The 16499-nt window shown below is 54.5% G+C and carries 14 protein-coding genes; 5 read left to right on the forward strand and 9 right to left on the reverse strand.

Annotated features, from left to right (window positions below):
• Nucleotides 1-163 precede the first annotated feature (163 nt).
• Nucleotides 164-1429, reverse strand: a complete 1266-nt coding sequence (locus tag ACT3TR_RS03570) for an inorganic phosphate transporter (protein WP_096281955.1) — start codon at nucleotides 1427-1429, stop codon at nucleotides 164-166.
• 10 nt (nucleotides 1430-1439) lie between these two features.
• Nucleotides 1440-2120: a TIGR00153 family protein gene (locus tag ACT3TR_RS03575; RefSeq protein WP_096281956.1), complete on the reverse strand. Its 681-nt coding sequence runs from the start codon at nucleotides 2118-2120 to the stop codon at nucleotides 1440-1442.
• A 137-nt stretch (nucleotides 2121-2257) separates the two neighbouring features.
• On the opposite strand from ACT3TR_RS03575, the gene ACT3TR_RS03580 reads away from it, so the two are divergent.
• Nucleotides 2258-3157 carry a CYTH domain-containing protein gene (locus tag ACT3TR_RS03580; RefSeq protein ID WP_444624489.1) on the forward strand — a complete coding sequence of 300 codons (900 nt, stop codon included), beginning with the start codon at nucleotides 2258-2260 and terminating at the stop codon, nucleotides 3155-3157.
• Nucleotides 3158-3204: 47 nt separating this feature from the next.
• Nucleotides 3205-4101, forward strand: a complete 897-nt coding sequence (locus tag ACT3TR_RS03585; RefSeq protein ID WP_441686348.1) for an ion transporter — start codon at nucleotides 3205-3207, stop codon at nucleotides 4099-4101.
• Nucleotides 4102-4186: 85 nt separating this feature from the next.
• Here the strand turns inward: ACT3TR_RS03585 and ACT3TR_RS03590 are convergent, their stop codons facing one another.
• The 3 genes from ACT3TR_RS03590 to ACT3TR_RS03600 form a co-directional block, all read right to left on the reverse strand.
• Entirely contained in the window at nucleotides 4187-4963 is a 777-nt protein-coding gene (locus tag ACT3TR_RS03590) for a 5'-nucleotidase, lipoprotein e(P4) family (RefSeq protein ID WP_444624488.1), read from the reverse strand.
• A gap of 188 nt (nucleotides 4964-5151) precedes the next feature.
• Nucleotides 5152-5775, reverse strand: coding sequence for an L-threonylcarbamoyladenylate synthase (locus tag ACT3TR_RS03595; protein ID WP_096281960.1), 624 nt, complete (start codon nucleotides 5773-5775; stop codon nucleotides 5152-5154).
• A gap of 130 nt (nucleotides 5776-5905) precedes the next feature.
• Nucleotides 5906-6820: a PHP domain-containing protein gene (locus ACT3TR_RS03600; RefSeq protein WP_444624487.1), complete on the reverse strand. Its 915-nt coding sequence runs from the start codon at nucleotides 6818-6820 to the stop codon at nucleotides 5906-5908.
• A 208-nt stretch (nucleotides 6821-7028) separates the two neighbouring features.
• On the opposite strand from ACT3TR_RS03600, the gene ACT3TR_RS03605 reads away from it, so the two are divergent.
• Together ACT3TR_RS03605 and mnmC are read left to right on the forward strand one after the other, a co-directional pair.
• Nucleotides 7029-7328, forward strand: a complete 300-nt coding sequence (locus ACT3TR_RS03605) for a YciI family protein (protein WP_193062729.1) — start codon at nucleotides 7029-7031, stop codon at nucleotides 7326-7328.
• Between the two features lie 224 nt (nucleotides 7329-7552).
• Entirely contained in the window at nucleotides 7553-9592 is a 2040-nt protein-coding gene (gene mnmC, locus ACT3TR_RS03610) for a bifunctional tRNA (5-methylaminomethyl-2-thiouridine)(34)-methyltransferase MnmD/FAD-dependent 5-carboxymethylaminomethyl-2-thiouridine(34) oxidoreductase MnmC (RefSeq protein ID WP_444624486.1), read from the forward strand.
• Here the strand turns inward: mnmC and ACT3TR_RS03615 are convergent.
• The 4 genes from ACT3TR_RS03615 to ACT3TR_RS03630 form a co-directional block, all read right to left on the reverse strand.
• A complete protein-coding gene (locus ACT3TR_RS03615) occupies nucleotides 9586-9861 on the reverse strand; it encodes a YheU family protein (protein ID WP_193062733.1) in 276 nt (91 codons plus the stop codon). The two genes, mnmC and ACT3TR_RS03615, sit on opposite strands and share 7 nt — an antisense overlap.
• On the reverse strand, nucleotides 9861-11906 hold the full coding sequence (gene ligA / locus ACT3TR_RS03620; RefSeq protein ID WP_444624485.1) for an NAD-dependent DNA ligase LigA: 2046 nt from the start codon (nucleotides 11904-11906) through the stop codon (nucleotides 9861-9863). Before ligA ends, ACT3TR_RS03615 begins: the two co-directional genes overlap by 1 nt.
• A 154-nt stretch (nucleotides 11907-12060) precedes the next feature.
• Entirely contained in the window at nucleotides 12061-13854 is a 1794-nt protein-coding gene (locus ACT3TR_RS03625; protein WP_444624484.1) for a cell division protein ZipA C-terminal FtsZ-binding domain-containing protein, read from the reverse strand.
• 500 nt (nucleotides 13855-14354) lie between these two features.
• A complete protein-coding gene (locus tag ACT3TR_RS03630; protein ID WP_441686623.1) occupies nucleotides 14355-15224 on the reverse strand; it encodes a LysR family transcriptional regulator in 870 nt (289 codons plus the stop codon).
• A 99-nt stretch (nucleotides 15225-15323) separates the two neighbouring features.
• Here ACT3TR_RS03630 and ACT3TR_RS03635 point away from each other — a divergent pair, with 99 nt between their 5' ends.
• Nucleotides 15324-16493 carry a mandelate racemase/muconate lactonizing enzyme family protein gene (locus tag ACT3TR_RS03635; protein WP_444624483.1) on the forward strand — a complete coding sequence of 390 codons (1170 nt, stop codon included), beginning with the start codon at nucleotides 15324-15326 and terminating at the stop codon, nucleotides 16491-16493.
• Nucleotides 16494-16499: the final 6 nt, after the last annotated feature.

Genomic DNA, 16499 nt, shown 5'->3' on the forward strand with positions numbered 1-16499 from the left:
AAAAACAGCGGCACCTTCAATTGCATATCTGCTAATTCTCATGCAGATCGCGATGAAGAGTGCCGCCGTTATTTTCATACCTGCTTGGCTGATTTAGCCGAGCCGATTTACCAGAACCAAGCTAGTAGAACCAAGTTAATAAGACCAAGCTAGTAGAGCCGGCCTAGCCGAACATGCCTTTAAACATAAAGAAGAACAAAATAGCCAGGCCTGCGCCCGCGGGCAACGTAATCAGCCACGAAATAGCAATGGTGCCAATCACACGCAGGTTAAGAGCGGCCATGCCGCGCGCTAAACCAACCCCCAGCACAGCGCCAACCAGGGTATGCGTCGTCGAGATAGGCAAGCCGGTACCCGAGGCCAATACGACGGTACTTGCGGCAGCCAGGGTGGCGGCAAAACCTCGGCTTGGGGTGAGTTCGGTAATGCCGGTACCCACTGTCGCAATCACTCTGTGACCGTAGGTCACAAGGCCTACCACGATCCCCGCACCGCCCAACATAAGCACCCACCAGGGCACTAACGCAGCACTGTCGATCACGCCGTCGCTACGTACAACGCTAATGACTGCGGCCAGAGGGCCCACTGCGTTCGCTACGTCATTCGAGCCGTGCGCAAACGCCATTGCACAAGCGGTAAAGATCATCAGCACGCCAAACACGCGTTCAACGTTAGCGTAGCCAAAGTGGTCGTTCGCATTTTGCTCGAACTTAATGCGGCGCTGCATAACGATGCCCAGGCCCATAATGGCGATGCCGAGCACAATCGAAAGCAACAAGCTTTGCCCAAAGCTGAGGTTCAAACCTACGTGCGACAAGCCTTTGGTCAGCGTGACCATCGAGACAATAAAGCCCACCAGGAAAACGTAACCGGGTACGTAGCGCTTAGCCGCTGCAAGCGGGTCGCTGCTTTCAAAAATCAGATGCTGAACAGACTTAAAGAGGACATAGGCGATGGTACCCGCGAGCAGCGGCGAGATGAGCCAGCTAGAGGCAATTTGACCTACCTTGCCCCACGCCACCGCATCAACCCCCAGACCCACCGCGCCAAAACCGACGATAGCGCCCACAATAGAGTGCGTGGTAGACACCGGCCAGCCGCGTGCTGAAGCAATCAACAACCAAATGGCGGCAGCTAACAGTGCCGACAACATGCCGTAAACTAATAGCTGAGGATTGGCTTCCAATAATTCGGGGTCAAGTATCCCACCGCGAATGGTGGCGGTGACTTCACCACCGGCGAGCCATGCGCCTAGAAACTCAAAGATAACGGCAATAAGAATGGCTTGCTTGATGGTGATCGCTTTCGACCCCACCGAGGTTCCCATGGCATTGGCTACATCGTTCGCACCAACGCCCCAAGCCATAAAGAAGCCGAACAAACAGGCCAGGATAATGAAGATTTCACCGTGCTGGGCAATAATCAGCATACAAGTCCCCTTAGCGGGCTGTCAGAATCTGTAAGCGGCTACCCACGCGCTCGGCGCGGTCAGATAATTCACCCACCCATTCAATGATTTTATAAAGAAAAATCACATCGACGGGTGGCAGCTGACTTTCAAGCGCGAACAGTTGGCGACGAATAGTCACCTGCTGGTCATCGGCCTGGTGTTCGAGAATATGCAGTTCACGGATCATTCGATGCATGACATCAGCGACGTTACGTCCAAAGCCTGACTCAAGCAGATCTTTGAGCTCTTCCAATGCCTGACGGGCTTGCGCAACACAAGCAACGCTTGTGCGGATATAATCGCGCATCGGTTCAGCCAGCTCATCCGGCACACGCATTTTACGGCCCATCATAATGCCGGTAATGTCGCGCACCTTATTGGCGATTTTGTCCTGTACGCTAATGAGATCAAGCAGATCAGACCGCGACACCGGTAAAAACATGGTGTTGGGCAGGTTCAATCGCAACTCAGTTTTCAGCGTATCAGCGTCATGCTCTAAGCGGGTGACGTTTTCGCGCAGCTCAGCCGCTTTGATCCAGTCGTCTGCCAGGGTTGCTTCGAAAAACGGCAACAGCTGGTCGGCACATTCGTTTGCCTTGACGATATGGGCCAATAACGGCTGGAATGGCGAGCGGCCAAACATCGAAGAAAAAGGATTGGAGGTAACCATAATGCCTTTTAGCCTGTTTTCGGAAAGCCTGGAAATGGCGGCGCCAGTATAAAGAGTGCGCTCGCCGCCGTCATGAAAAGTTCATAAATGTAATCAAATATTCATCTATATGTCACGATAGCGAGGTGGCGATTGCCATGAAAACCCCCATTCCTCTAGAAGTAGAGATTAAGCTGGCGCTCCCCCCCACGGGGCCGGCTGCGCTAAGCCAACACCCGCTTCTCGCTTCAGTTCCCGTATCTCAACACGCATTGGCCAACATCTATTTCGATACCCCGACAAACGATCTAGCCAAAGCGCGCATTGCCGTTCGCCTGCGCGAAATCGATGGTAACGTGCTGCACACTGTCAAAACAGCAGGCCAAGGTAGCGGCGGGCTTTCTCAACGCCAAGAGTGGGAGTGGCAAGCTCCCGGCCCGCAGCTAGACCTCACGGCGCTTGCCAAGCTGCCCCCTTTTCAAGGCGAGCTTGCGCAGGCGCTGCCCTCACTCGTTCCGACGTTACGCACTGACTTCACGCGGCGCTGCTGGCAGTTAACCAGCGGCCTTTCAAGCATCGCTGCAACCGAGACTGACAACCATATTGAGCTGGTATTGGATCAAGGCGAGATTATTAGCGGTAGCTACCGCACACCTATCTGTGAAATAGAGCTTGAGTTAAAAAGGGGCGAACCAGAGGCGCTGTGGACATTAGCACTAGCACTTGCTGAGCAGGTTCCTCTGCGCCCATCAGACAGCAGCAAAGCAGCGCGCGGTAATATGCTAAGTGCCCAGCACTGGCCGTTACCCGACGCGCAAACCCCGGCGCAATGGCTGCACCGCGCCACGCTGGCGCTAGATGCCTACCATGACAGCCAGCAAGCAAGCTTTCTAGCAAAAGCCCATCAGGCTATCAACACGCTGGCGGAACATCCTGAGTTAGATGCCCTTGCACGCACTTATGCCCTGGCACTGCCGAGCGCCCTGGACGCCCAAGGCCAGCCACAGGCCGCTTACGGCAGCGCGGCGTTAGCACTCGCCTATCGCTTGGCGTACTAAACCGCGCTACGCTAGCGCTGAATGAGTGCCCACTTCAGGATGACGCAATGAATTTTCACCTAACGCCAGCCACGGAAGGCCTGCGTAGCCGCCTGTTTCATATCATATTCGAGTCCGACACACCGGGGGCGAAAGCATTTGATATCGCCTTGATTGTGGCCATTTTGGTGAGCGTCGCGGTAATTCTGCTGGGCAGCATTGAAATTTATGCTGAGCGCTACGGGGACATATTTTTCTACACGGAATGGGTCCTGACGCTGCTGTTCAGCATTGAGCTGCTCGTTCGCATCTATTGCCTGGAACGTCCTCTTCTCTACCTCAAAAGCTTTTATGGAATCGTCGATTTAATTGCGATTTTACCTACTTGGCTCGTTCTTTTAGTACCCGGCGCCCACGCACTGGTGATTGTGCGGCTACTACGAGTACTACGTATTTTCCGTATTTTTCGCTTGATGGCGTTTGTCGGTGAAGCCAACCTACTAATCGATGCCCTGAAGCGCAGCTTGCACCAGATTCTGCTGTTCTTCTTCTCTATTTTGATGGTGGTGACGCTATTTGCAGCCTTGATGTACACCATCGAATCGCCGGAGGCAGGCTTCACTAGCATTCCCATGTCGATGTACTGGGCTATCGTTAGCATGACGACGGTGGGCTATGGCGACATCGTGCCTGCGACACCGTTAGGCAAGGCGATTACCATGGTACTGATGTTACTCGGCTACTCGATTATCGCCGTGCCCACCGGTATTTTCTCGGCACAGGTGATTCGCTCGATACGTGAAGATCGCCACTCGGAAGAAACCTGCCCCGGATGCGGGCATGAGCAGCATGACAAACGCGCACGCTACTGCATGCGCTGTGGTACCTGGTTAGACGAGGACAGCGAAGACCCGCGCAAGAAAGACGAACAAAAGCAAGACGAAGAAAAACAAGACGAAGACTAAAACGCGCCCCAGGATAACGAAACCTGGGACGCGCAGTTCTCTTTTACTGAGGTAACAAGAGATCAAGGGGCTGGAGTATTAAGGATCACTCCGCTTCGAGCGGCGCGTCCCAGGCATCTAACTCGGCCTCACTCCAAGCACCGTAGGTCGCATTGGGGAATACAATCCAATCCTTGCCAAAGCGCTCTGCATTATCGTTTACAAGCTCGTGCTGCTGGGCAAGGTCGGCACCTGCAAAATCATCCGCAAAATCGTGCAACGAATCGCCTAACTGCATGACCAGCGTGTGACTCTCAACCACCTCCGCGCGCCGTTCTTCTTTAGCAGGCCCCAGCAGCATCACGCTCTGCTCAGATACTTGGGGCAGCGCTAACGCGTCTAGCGTGGCGATTGTGTCGGCCTCATTCTCCTGGTAGCGATCAGAAACGTAAAAAATAGCCACGCCCTGCTCATCCGCGTAATCCAGGAACGCTTTGGCGCCCGGCATTAAACGCGGCTCACCTTCACGCTCCCAGTGCTTCCAAGTATCCCAAGCGGTGTAGTCGTGGCACGCCTGCATGTCGCGAACCAGCAGCGCGCTATTGTCCAGCACCGTTTCATCCAGGTCGGTCATGATGGCTAAGCCGTCGCTGCCACCATGAGCTTCAATTTGATCTTTGAGTCGGTAGGTGGCGAGAGCAAAACCCTGACGCTGAAGGGCTGCGGCTTCAGCAGACTGCTGTTGATAGCGTAGGCCCATCGCATAAGCTTCCTGGGCACACATTTCTGCGTCATCGCTGTCCGCGTGGCTGGTCAGCGGTAGAGCGGCAAGGCTGGCTAAGGCAGCAAAGGTGCAGAGGCGAGAAGTGAAAAACATCTTCATTGAATGATCTCCTGGGCTAGGTGATCTCAAAAAGACGAGGCGACTCCGCGCCTTAAAGGATCACGATTTATTATCGAAAAGAATCATTAGGATCATATTTTATTTTCATTGAACAATCAAATAACTAAAAAAGACAAACCGCCACCTCGATCATGCTACGAGCCGGGGATTTGCCTTGAAGAGAGTTTTTAGCCTACGAAAGGAGCAATATCGCCCCGCCCTTCACGAATGATTTTGGGCGGCAGCTCGCGCAGATCAATTACGCTTGTTGGGTCTAAGTGGCAGGCGCCGCCGTCAATAATGGCGTCCAAATGGGCGCCAAAACGCTCGCGAATCTCTTCCGGGTCGTTCATGGGCAATGTCTCTCCCACCGGAATTAGCGTCACGCTCATCAACGGTTCACCCAGCGCGGCTAATAGCGCATGAGTTATGCGGTGATCCGGCACGCGCACGCCAATAGAACGCCGCTTAGGGTGCAGCAATAGACGAGGCACTTCAGAGGTGGCATCCAAAATATAAGTATAAGGCCCTGGCGTGTGGGCTTTCAGCAGCCGAAAAACGTCGTTGTCGACTTTGGCGTAAGTGCCGATCTCTGACAAATCAGAGCACACCAGCGTAAAGTTGTGCTTGTCGTCCAGCGAACGCAGCCATTTGATTTTCTCAACCGCTTTTTTCTCGCCCAAATGACAGCCCAGGGCATAGCCTGAGTCGGTGGGATACGCCACAACGCCGCCCTTACGAATGATCGCAATAGCCTGGTCGATTAGACGTTTCTGGGGATTTTCTGGGTGAATCTGAAAATACTGGCTCATAAAACTGCTCCTATCCTTAAATCCTATCTATATAGCATAGCTGACCTGACGTTGACGTGGCCCAGTCTTTACCAGTGTCTTTATAAGTACGTCATTAAAAGCACGCCGTTACCGCCCGACAAACACCGGCCTAGGCGCTTGCCAGCAGGCCGGGCTGCGCGTCACGTAAATGCTGTAACCGCGGGTGCTGCCATATGGGAGGGGCAGCCGTGCGTGGCACTAGGCTCATACTGCCTGGCGCCGCATGGCTGCCGGGGAAGTGAAAGTCGCTGCCGAGAGAGGCGTAAAGCTCACGCTCAGCAAGCTGGCGGGCTAAATCGCGGGTGCTGTCCGAGTTCTGCTGGCCGCTGACCAGCTCAACCGCTTGCCCGCCTGCTGCCTGAAACGTGTCCATCAACAAACCACGCTTGCGCCGCGTTAAGCCATAGCGCAGTGGATGCGCAACCACAGCGACGCCACCAGATGCCACCACCCACGCCACCACCTGGCTAATTTCCGGCCAGTGAGCTTTGACATCGCCCTTCTTGCCGCTGCCCAGGTAGCGCTTAAAGGCGCTTGACCAATCGGGCACTAGGCCTTCAGCGACCAGCGCACGGGCAAAGTCTGGGCGTCCCAAGGGGCGGTCGCTACCAGCCTGCACACGCGCTTTTTCCAGCGCGTTGCTTAAACCCACTTTTTCCAGCCGTTCGGCAATCACTTCTGCACGCTGAATACGCGCATCACGCTGCTGAATCAAGCCTTCGACCATCGCCCCCTGCAGGCCGCCGGGCATTAGTGCCACGACATGAATATTAATGCCCTGCCAGCGTGTGGATAACTCACACCCAGCGACAAGGCACAGCCCCGCTTGCTCAGCCGCGCGAGCCGCTTCGTCGATGCCGTCCATGGTATCGTGGTCAGTCAGCGACATATGCGTTAACCCACGCTCTGCACACAGCGTTACAAGCTCAGTGGGCGTTAGCGCGCCATCAGAAGCGGTGGAGTGCATGTGCAAATCAACCGGGTAGCGCTGATCGGCATCAAAGGTATACGGAAGTTGAGGCATAAGATGACGCCGTGTGGCCAGTTTGTCAGAATGAGCATTGGAAAAACTGAAATGCTGTTCAGTCGTTACTTAACCGCTCCCCTGTCTGTCAGAAACGGTATTTCAAAGTAGCATGTGAGAACGGTGCGTCAGATATGGTGCGCGCTTATAATCACATGGTCAATTAGCGCTACCGTCGCAACCTCGTCTAATCAAGGAGTTATACTCAATGCTGTATGCCATTCTTAGTGAAGATGTCGCCAATAGCCTAGAGCGTCGACTGACGGCTCGCCCTGATCATTTAGCCCGCCTAGAAGCACTACGCGATGAAGGCCGCTTGGTGCTGGCGGGCCCTCACCCTGCCATTGATGCTGAAAACCCGGGTGACGCAGGGTTTTCAGGCAGCTTGGTCGTGGCAGAATTTGACGGCCTGGAAGCGGCTAAAGCCTGGGCCGATGCCGACCCTTTCATGATTACCGGGGTCTATGCCAAAGTCGTTGTGAAGCCATTCAAAAAAGTGCTGCCTTGATTTTAATAGCCCCCTATGGGTGTTCGTCAGGCTGGCACAAAGTTCTTCACAGTGCCTGTGGAAAACTCTGTGCAAACCCGGCGGACGCTTTTCGCTAAGCCAGAGATAGCGCTGCTATCAACACTTTGATCACTTTTTAACCATCGGTTGATCACTACGTCATCATCGACGACATCACCACTACTATCACTACTATCACTACTATCACTACGAAGGATGCCTGCGTGGCCCAACGTCCAACCGCTTTGCCCCTCCTCGCGGCGCTAACCACGCCCACACTTACCTGGAATGAAGACGGTGCGCCCCGCTCAGCAGCATTTGATGATATCTATTTTACCCGTGGCGATGGCCGCGCTGAGACGGAACACGTGTTTCTCGGTGCCAATCATCTTCCTGAACGTTTTGCCAGCTGGACGTTGGCGCGCCCTTTTGTCATTGGCGAAACGGGCTTTGGCACAGGGTTAAATATGCTCTGCGCCTGGGCGTGCTTTGAACAACACGCGCCTCCTAATGCTCGGCTGCATTTGTTATCCACCGAAAAATATCCTTTTGATCGCCTGGCGCTTGAGCGTGCCCTAGCCGTTTGGCCCTCACTGGCTGCTTATACGCAGGTGCTGTGTGCCCAGTGGCCGGCCGCCGTCAGCGGCATTCATCGCCTGCACCTAACCGAGCGAGTTACCCTCGACCTGCATTTTGGCGATACCACCGAGCGCTTAGAACAGCTGGATGGCCAGGTAGATGCCTGGTTTTTGGACGGCTTTGCGCCTTCCAAAAACCCTGACATGTGGCACCCGGCACTGTTTAACGCCATGGCAGCACGTTCGCGCCCCGGCGCTACCTTTGCGACATTTACCTGCGCGGGCATTGTAAAGCGTGGCTTAAAAGCGGCAGGCTTTCACTGGCAAAAAGTACCGGGCTATGGCCGTAAACGAGAAATGCTGGCGGGCAGTATTGAGTCGCCGCCCAGCGATCAGCGGCGTGAGAAAACCCCCTGGTTTACGCCGCCCTCTATTGAAGTGGCTAAGCACGTAGCAATAATCGGCGCGGGGCTTGCGGGCAGTAGCGTGGCGGCGGCGCTAGCGCGGCGCGGCGTTCAGGTGACGGTCATTGAGCGTGAGGCCCCTGGTGCGGGCGGCTCCGGCAACCGTCAGGGCGCGCTGTATGTGAAGCTTGCCGCAGAGACCAACCATCAAAGCCGCGTTTATCTCGCCGGGCTGCTCTATAGCCAGCGCTGGCTGGCCCAGCAGCGTTGCACACAGCCGCTGTCTGCATCTCCTTTATGGCAACCTTGTGGCGTCATTCAACTCGCTAGTGGCGATAAAGAGGCGCTTCGCCAGCAGCGCTTTATTGAGCAGCACCCGCTGCCTAGCGAGGTCGTCTCTGCGATGCAAAATCCTGCGCTAACCGATACGGCGGCGCTGACTATTGACGCGTCTCACGGACTATTTTATTCGCAGGCGGGCTGGGTGCGGCCTAAGGCGCTATGTGAGCACTTGCTAAGCCATTCGAACATCACACTGCTGCAGGGCGACGTCGCATCGTTTGATCGCAAAGACGCTGCTTGTGCGTCTGGCCAGGGCTGGCAGCTTCACTTAGCCGATGGTCGCATCGTGGAGGCGGATCAGGTCGTGGTTGCCAGCGCCCACTTAGCCAACCGCTTTGCGCAAACCTTGGCGCTACCGCTGCAATCTGTGCGTGGTCAGGTCAGTGAAATCAATCTACCCGAACAGGTGGCAGGCCCTAGCCGCGTGATATGTGCCGGTGGCTATGTCGCGCCGGCATTGGATGGCGTATTAACCTTTGGCGCAAGCTTTGTGCCCAACAACGCCACCACCGATGTGTCAGCGGCCGACCATCAGCGCAACATTGACGAGCTGCGCCAAACGCTGCCCGCCCTGGCTGAAGAGCTAGAACAGGCGGGCATTAATCTTAGCCCTGAAAACCTGCAGGGCCGGGCAGCGGTGCGTGCCGCGAGCCCCGACAAAAGCCCCTACGCAGGGCCGGTGCCGGTAGCGGATACGTGGCGGGCCGACTATTGCGTGCTCAGCAAAGATGCCACTCGCGTGCCGAACAAGCGTGGCGAGCATCATAGGGGGCTGTGGATAACCACCGCGCACGGCTCGCGGGGCTTGGCCAGCGCGCCGCTATGTGCCGAGCTGATTGCTTCGCGGCTGTGCGATGAGCCAATGCCTTTAGAAGTACCGCTGGTTGATCACCTGCATCCAGGACGACGTATTATTAGCGCGATTATCCGCGCTCAGTAGTCGCCTTCCTCTTCATCGTCGGCCACGTCACGGCCAAAGGAGCGCCACTGAGCTAGGGTCATGACTTCGGTCATCTCTAGCTCCAGGTCATGCGCAATGATGAGTTCATTGCGCGACAGCTGTTTTTTCAGTTCGGCGACCCAGCCGTGCATGCCCTCGCCAGTCGTGTCGGTCGTATCGTAACCCTGGCGGGTAACGAAGGCCTCCAACAGCGCATTCAACGTTTCTTCTGGCAGCATTCGTGCGGGTACTTCAATAAATCGGCCCATTAGCGCTGCTCCCACTCTGCCAAGCGTTCAATAAAAGTAGCCTCGTCGATGACGTCAACGCCCATCTGCTCGGCTTTCGTCAGTTTGCTGCCAGCGGCTTCGCCAGCGACCAGGCACGTGGTTTTTTTCGAAACACTGCCTGCCACTTTGGCCCCCAAAGCCTGCAAGCGTGCCTTACCTTCGTCGCGGGTCATGCTTTCCAGCGAGCCGGTCAGTACCCAGGTTTGCCCTTCCAGCGGCGTAGGGCCTTGTGTGACGACCGCTTCTTGCCAAGTAATACCGGCGTCGCGCAGTGCCGCAATGGTTTCCTGGTTATGGGGCTGACGAAAAAAAGTATGCACATGAGCAGCGACAATGGGGCCAACATCGCCCACGGCTTCCAGCGCCGCCAGCTCTGCCGCCTGAATAGTTTCAAGCGTACCAAAATGATTGGCTAGGTTAGCCGCCGTTGCTTCGCCCACTTCGCGAATACCCAGCGAGTAAATAAACCGCGCAAGCGTGGTCGCCTTAGCATTTTCAAGCGCGCCGACCAGGTTGGTAGCGGATTTTTCACCCATGCGCGGCAGACTTTGCAGCTTTTCAACCGTTAACTGAAACAGATCCGCCGGCGTTTTGACCCAGTCAAGATCCACTAGCTGCACAATCAGCTTTTCACCTAAGCCATCAATATCCAGCGCTTTGCGGCTGGAAAAGTGTTTCAGCGCCTCTTTACGCTGGGCAGCGCAGTATAGGCCGCCCGAGCAGCGCGCCACCGCCTCACCTTCAAGCCGCTCAATTTGTGAATCGCACACCGGGCAGTGCTCAGGAAAGATAATGGCTCTAGCGTCCGCCGGCCGCAGCTCCGTATGCACCCGAACCACCTGTGGGATCACATCGCCAGCGCGGCGAATCGACACCGTATCCCCGACCATCACATCTAAGCGGCTGATTTCATCAGCGTTATGCAATGTTGCATTCGATACCGTCACGCCCGCCACGCTAACAGGCTCCAGCCGCGCGACGGGCGTAATTGCCCCGGTGCGCCCCACCTGAAACTCCACATCGTTAAGCGTGGTGACTTCCTCCTGGGCTGGAAACTTAAATGCCACCGCCCAGCGCGGGGCCCGGGCGACAAAGCCCAGCTCTCGCTGATGGCGCAGGTCATCAACCTTAATCACTACACCGTCGATATCAAAGCCGAGGCTATCGCGCTGCTCGCCTAGCTTCTCACAGTAGTCGGCGACCGCTTGCGGGCCTTTGACGACTTTCAGCTCACCACTCGATCGAAAACCCCAATCTTTCAATCTTTCCATTTGCCGGCTGTGTGTTGGTATTACACTGTCATCCAAATTTGCCATATCGATTCGGGCAACTTGATAGGCGTGGAATTCTAGCGGACGTTTTGCGGTAATCCGCGGATCTAGCTGGCGTAAGCTGCCGGCAGCGGCATTGCGCGGGTTAGCAAATACCTTGCTGCCTTCTTCTCGTGCGCGCTCGTTAAGCGCTTCAAAACCCGTATGGCGCATAATCACCTCGCCACGTACTTCCAGCAGCCCAGGCACGTTGTTGCCCAGCAGCTTCAGCGGCACCGAGCGCAGCGTGCGCAGGTTAGAGGTAATGCCTTCACCGCTACGGCCATCGCCTCGCGTCGCACCGCTCACTAACCTGCCTTGTTCGTAAACGAGCGACACGGCGGCGCCGTCAAGCTTAGGCTCGCAGCTAAAGGTAATTTCATCGGCAGCACATTCCAGGCGATCAGCCACACGCTCGGCAAAAGTGAGGATATCTTCGCGGCTAAAGGCGTTATCCAGCGACAGCATGGGAATGGCATGCGCCACAGACAAAAAACCGTCCGCCGGGGCGGCACCCACCCGCTGGGTCGGCGAATCGCTGGTAATTAGATTGGGATAACTGGCTTCCAACTGCTGTAAACGCTGTAGCTTGCGGTCGTAGTCGGCATCCGTCAGTGTCGGTTCATCCAGGATGTAGTAGCGGTGATTGGCCTCATCCAAGGCGACGCGCAGTTGGTTTATCTCTTCTCGTGGCTGAGAATCAGACTGACTCATTAGAATGGGTTCCAGTACTAGCTAAAAGCGGCAGCGAAAATGCAAAATAGATATTTAAAACAGATATTGAAAACAGCACCCATTATAAAAGCAGGCGCATAAACAAAAACACCCGCCCTCTGAAAGAAGGCGGGTGTTAGACAGCTAGCGCGAATTAACGTGCTTGCATATGGCGATGCAGTCGGTGTCGGCGTTCAAATTCACGCACACGCTGGCGGGCGAATTCAATCGTTTGTGCGGTCATAACGCTGCGATTTTCATCTTTCAGCTCACCGCCCATATGACGAACCAGCACCATGGCCGTCTCGACCATCGCCTCAAACGCAGCGGAGCTGTCGACAGCGCCGGGCAGCGGCATCAGCAGCGTTACGCCGGGGGTCATGAACTCACCCATTTCTTGAATGGGGAAAGTGCCCGGCTTAACAACGTTAACCATCGAGAACTGTAGCTCGCTGTCTTCGCTTTCAGTCTCAAAGCGGTGGAAAATACCCATACCACTGCTGTAGCGCAAACCACACACCATCATGAGTTCAAGCAATTTACTGCCATCAAAGCCGTCGGGATCACGCGACAGTACGCTGATAACCACTACTTCTTCAGCGCTGGAAAGCGTTTCTTTCGCGTGCTCGCCATTGACGTCATGACGTAAGGCTTTTTCTAACGTGGGATGAACGCGCACTCTCTGATTGGACTCTCGCTCACTAGCGGCCCGTTCATCAAAAGACTCGTCGCTGGCGTACTCGTCGCGCTCATCTGCGTGGTCATAACTTTCTTCATAAGCGAAGGAGCTTTCCGATTCGTGACGCGCCTCTTCTTCAGCGATACGCTGCTGTGCTGCCAGTCGATCAGCTGCCGCGGCGTTGGCAGCGACTTCGCGTGCCTGCGCCTGTTCTTGAGCTAGTCGAGCACGCTCAGCATCAGCGGCCTCTTTAGCCTCACGACGCTGTTCAGCTTCTAACACCTTGCGCTCGGCCTTCTGTTTTGCCAACGCTTTATCGCGAATGGCTTTCTCAGCTTTTTTACGCTGGCGGTCTAAACGACGCTCAATGAGACGACGTTTAAACGATCGGCCCATACCTTCAAAATCAACAAGACGATATTCGTCTACCTGATCATCGTCTAACTCTTCCTGCTCGCCCACGGTATCAGAGCGCAGCTTACGACGCTTTGGTGCAGCGTCGCTAAAAGCGTGTTTTGCAAACGCGGCATCTTCCGGCTCGGCACGTAGCACGTTCTCGCGCTCGGACTGCACCGGAGCTTCGACTGGTTCACTCGCGCTTATACCCGCACTTGTAGTAGGAGTCTCAGCAGTCATAGGCTCAGCAGGCGTCGTCACTACTTCTGGCGCGATGGGTTCTGAAACAACCGATTCTGTTGCCGGTACCTGAGCAGTAGATGATGTTTCAGTAACCGATGGCGTTTCGGCAATAGAAGCCGTCGCTGGTTGTGCAGTCTGCGGCGCTGTAAAAGAAACACTGGGCTCGCGGCGCTCATGTTCAGGCGCTGTATCAGCAATGTTGACTCGATGACTAGCCGTCGGCGTATTGACCTGAGGTGCTGCGGGCGATGCTTTAGCAACCGCTAGCGCTTCTGCTTTCTCGGCTTTCTCGGCTTTACGCTTAGCGACCTTAGCCGTGGCTGAGCGCCTAAACTCAGCAAGTACTCGTGAGGCACCAGGATGCTCTTGACGTTCTAACTTTGGCTTACTTCCTAATCCGCTATAATCTGCAGGCTTAACAACTCGGGCGCCACCGTTAGGAAGCTCCCAATTGATCTCGGCTGCTTTAGCAGCATCATCAGGGTCTTCTAGCTGACTAGCTGAAAGATCCTTCTCTGCCTGATCAAGGCGAGGTACACGACGCTGTCGTTGAAGTCTTCGCACACCATCTATAACGATGAGCGATACCAACGCCAGCCCTAAAATAATTAGCCACTCTCTTAGTTCCATGTCGAACGTTCCATGGTCATCTTGCCGGTTGCTAAGGCACTGTGTCTAAAAATTCATGCCTAAATAAAGGTAACGGCGATTAAATAAATACTTGCCATTAATACCACCAAGCATAGCGCGAATACTATGAAAAGGGCCACTTTTTACTCTATTTCGCACAATTTTTGCACATTAGCAAAGCATTGGCACGGTTAAAAGCAAAAAAATAGACCTTAACTTCAAACAAAAGTGCAACGAGCATTTGATCAAGGCTTTTTAAGCCGCTTTATATAGAACCCGTAGAAGCAAGAAAGGATGAATTAATCTTAGGAAATCGCACTACCACTTCCTCATTAAACATGCTTATCACTTCAAGCTTCAGCCTCTATCTTTAAGCTCCTTAAGGGCCCCAAGATCAACTTTAATAGAGGTAATATAGTTAAGTTGAACACTTTAGGACATTTTTTTACACATCTAAGTTAATGTTTATGAGCCTATGATTAACAAACCGCTGTTTAAAATTACAGCTTATTCCAAAATACTTCAGCCGCCGCACTTAAGGGGCCAACGGGGCGGGTAAGATGTATTTGTAAAGTAATATCCCATCTTTCGTCCAGCGCACGGACTAAGCGACCATCGCTAATCTCTTGCTCTGCAAGGCTTTTTGGCAACCACGCCACCCCCTTTCCCTCCAGCGCCATGGACATTAACACCGCGGCTAAGTGGCTACTAAACTGTGGTTTAACGGCCAAAACCGCGGCTTTGCCATATAAACGATGGGCCACAATACGGCCTAGGCCCGATGCTTCGGTGTAAGCCAAATAAGGCAGCTGATGAGAGGGAATTTCTTGACTTACGTGTCGACTCATCAACGCAATCAGGGTGTCTTCCCCCACCTGCTTGCTAATAAACAGCCCCGGGGCCAAGGGTGAAGGCACGGCAGGATGTCGGTGGCAGAGCAAAAAAGGCACCTCCCCATGCACCAGTAACTTTTCACACCCTGCCATGCTATCGGAATGAAGACGAATGGCCTCAATCGGAGCGCCGTTATCCACCTGGCGAATCCAGCGCGGGAAAAACGTAAACGAAAGCGAGTGCGTCGCGGCAAAAGGAAGCGTTTTGGCCATATGCCCAGCCACTTCCTGCGCCTCGGTGCGCAGCCGATAAAGGCGGCTCGTGGCTTCAGACGCGTCGGTTAAAATATGCCGCCCGGCTTCTGTCAGCGTGGTGCCTTGCGGCGTTCGCACGAACAGGCTCACCCCCATCCACTGCTCAAGTGAACGTATCCTGCGGCTAAACGCTGGCTGGGTAATATGACGAGCGTCTGCAGCACGCACGAAACTACCGTGCTCCGCTAGGGCGATAAAATCTTCAAGCCAAACAAGCTCCATAGGCAATGCCATTTCAGCATGGGGTTGCCCAGTAATAGCATTGGTTGGCTTGAATTACCACGGTTATTGTTAAGCACTAAATCGATAGAGGAATGCCTTATGCGCATCGTTGAAATCCGCGAAAAAACTGTTTCCATTGCGTCACCCATCGCCAACGCTTATATCGACTTTTCTAAAATGACGTGCTCCGTGGTCGCCGTAGTGACCGACGTAGTACGTGACGGTAAGCCGGTGATTGGCTACGGGTTTAACTCGAATGGACGCTATGGACAGGGAGCGCTGATGCGCGACCGTTTTTTGGATCGCATTAGCGAAGCGGACCCAGAAAGCCTTATCGATCAAGAGAATAACAACCTTGATCCGTTTGCTATCTGGAAAGCCTTAATGACCAACGAAAAGCCCGGCGGCCACGGCGAGCGTTCCGTTGCGGTAGGCACAATCGACATGGCCGTTTGGGACGCCGTGGCTAAAATCGAAGGCAAACCACTCTATAAGCTGTTGGCCGAACGTTACCGTAACGGCGTTGCCGACGATAAAGTGTGGGTGTATGCAGCGGGCGGTTATTACTATCCCGGTAAAGACCACAGCAAACTACAAGATGAAATGCACAGCTATTTAGACCGCGGTTATAACGTAGTCAAAATGAAGATTGGCGCAGCACCGCTTGAAGAAGATTTACGCCGCGTTGAGGCCGTAATTAAGGTTGTGGGTGATGGCAGCCGCGTCGCCGTTGACGCTAACGGCCGCTTTGACCAAGCCACCGCTATCGCCTATGCCGAAGCGCTAAAGCCTTATAATCTATTTTGGTATGAAGAAGCTGGCGATCCGCTTGATTACGCTCTTCAGGCAGAGCTTGCTAATCATTACGACCTGCCTATGGCGACCGGCGAAAACCTGTTCTCGCATCAAGATGCACGCAACTTGTTACGCCATGGCGGCATGCGCCCTGACCGCGACTTTGTTCAGTTTGACTGCGCACTCTCTTACGGCTTAGTTGAATACATGCGTACGCTGAAGGTAATGGAAGACCTGGGCTGGTCATCGCGCCGCGTCGTTCCCCATGGCGGCCACCAGATGTCATTGAACATTGCGGCCGGCCTGCATTTAGGTGGCAACGAGTCGTATCCGGATGTTTTCCAACCTTTTGGTGGTTTCGCTGACGGCATTCAAGTTGAGAATGGCTATGTCGGCCTGCCGGATATCCCAGGTGTAGGCTTTGAAGCGAAGTCCAAACTCTACGCGGTCATGCGCGAACTAGGTGAGGGCTAAGCGCGA

It is taken from the genome of Halomonas sp. AOP12-B1-6 (assembly GCF_052379225.1).
Lineage (GTDB): Bacteria > Pseudomonadota > Gammaproteobacteria > Pseudomonadales > Halomonadaceae > Vreelandella > Vreelandella casei.

Excerpts from the sequence above, each read along its gene's own strand:
- ACT3TR_RS03600 (WP_444624487.1), bottom strand. The coding sequence starts at position 6,820 with ATGCCTCAACTTCCGTATACCTTTGATGCCGATCAGCGCTACCCGGTT.
- ACT3TR_RS03615 (WP_193062733.1), bottom strand. The coding sequence starts at position 9,861 with ATGGGCCGATTTATTGAAGTACCCGCACGAATGCTGCCAGAAGAAACG.
- ACT3TR_RS03570 (WP_096281955.1), bottom strand. The coding sequence starts at position 1,429 with ATGCTGATTATTGCCCAGCACGGTGAAATCTTCATTATCCTGGCCTGT.
- ACT3TR_RS03630 (WP_441686623.1), bottom strand. The coding sequence starts at position 15,224 with ATGGAGCTTGTTTGGCTTGAAGATTTTATCGCCCTAGCGGAGCACGGT.
- ACT3TR_RS03605 (WP_193062729.1), top strand. The coding sequence starts at position 7,029 with ATGCTGTATGCCATTCTTAGTGAAGATGTCGCCAATAGCCTAGAGCGT.
- ACT3TR_RS03580 (WP_444624489.1), top strand. The coding sequence starts at position 2,258 with ATGAAAACCCCCATTCCTCTAGAAGTAGAGATTAAGCTGGCGCTCCCC.
- ACT3TR_RS03595 (WP_096281960.1), bottom strand. The coding sequence starts at position 5,775 with ATGAGCCAGTATTTTCAGATTCACCCAGAAAATCCCCAGAAACGTCTA.
- ACT3TR_RS03625 (WP_444624484.1), bottom strand. The coding sequence starts at position 13,854 with ATGGAACTAAGAGAGTGGCTAATTATTTTAGGGCTGGCGTTGGTATCG.
- ACT3TR_RS03635 (WP_444624483.1), top strand. The coding sequence starts at position 15,324 with ATGCGCATCGTTGAAATCCGCGAAAAAACTGTTTCCATTGCGTCACCC.
- ACT3TR_RS03585 (WP_441686348.1), top strand. The coding sequence starts at position 3,205 with ATGAATTTTCACCTAACGCCAGCCACGGAAGGCCTGCGTAGCCGCCTG.
- ACT3TR_RS03590 (WP_444624488.1), bottom strand. The coding sequence starts at position 4,963 with ATGAAGATGTTTTTCACTTCTCGCCTCTGCACCTTTGCTGCCTTAGCC.
- ACT3TR_RS03575 (WP_096281956.1), bottom strand. The coding sequence starts at position 2,120 with ATGGTTACCTCCAATCCTTTTTCTTCGATGTTTGGCCGCTCGCCATTC.
- ligA (WP_444624485.1), bottom strand. The coding sequence starts at position 11,906 with ATGAGTCAGTCTGATTCTCAGCCACGAGAAGAGATAAACCAACTGCGC.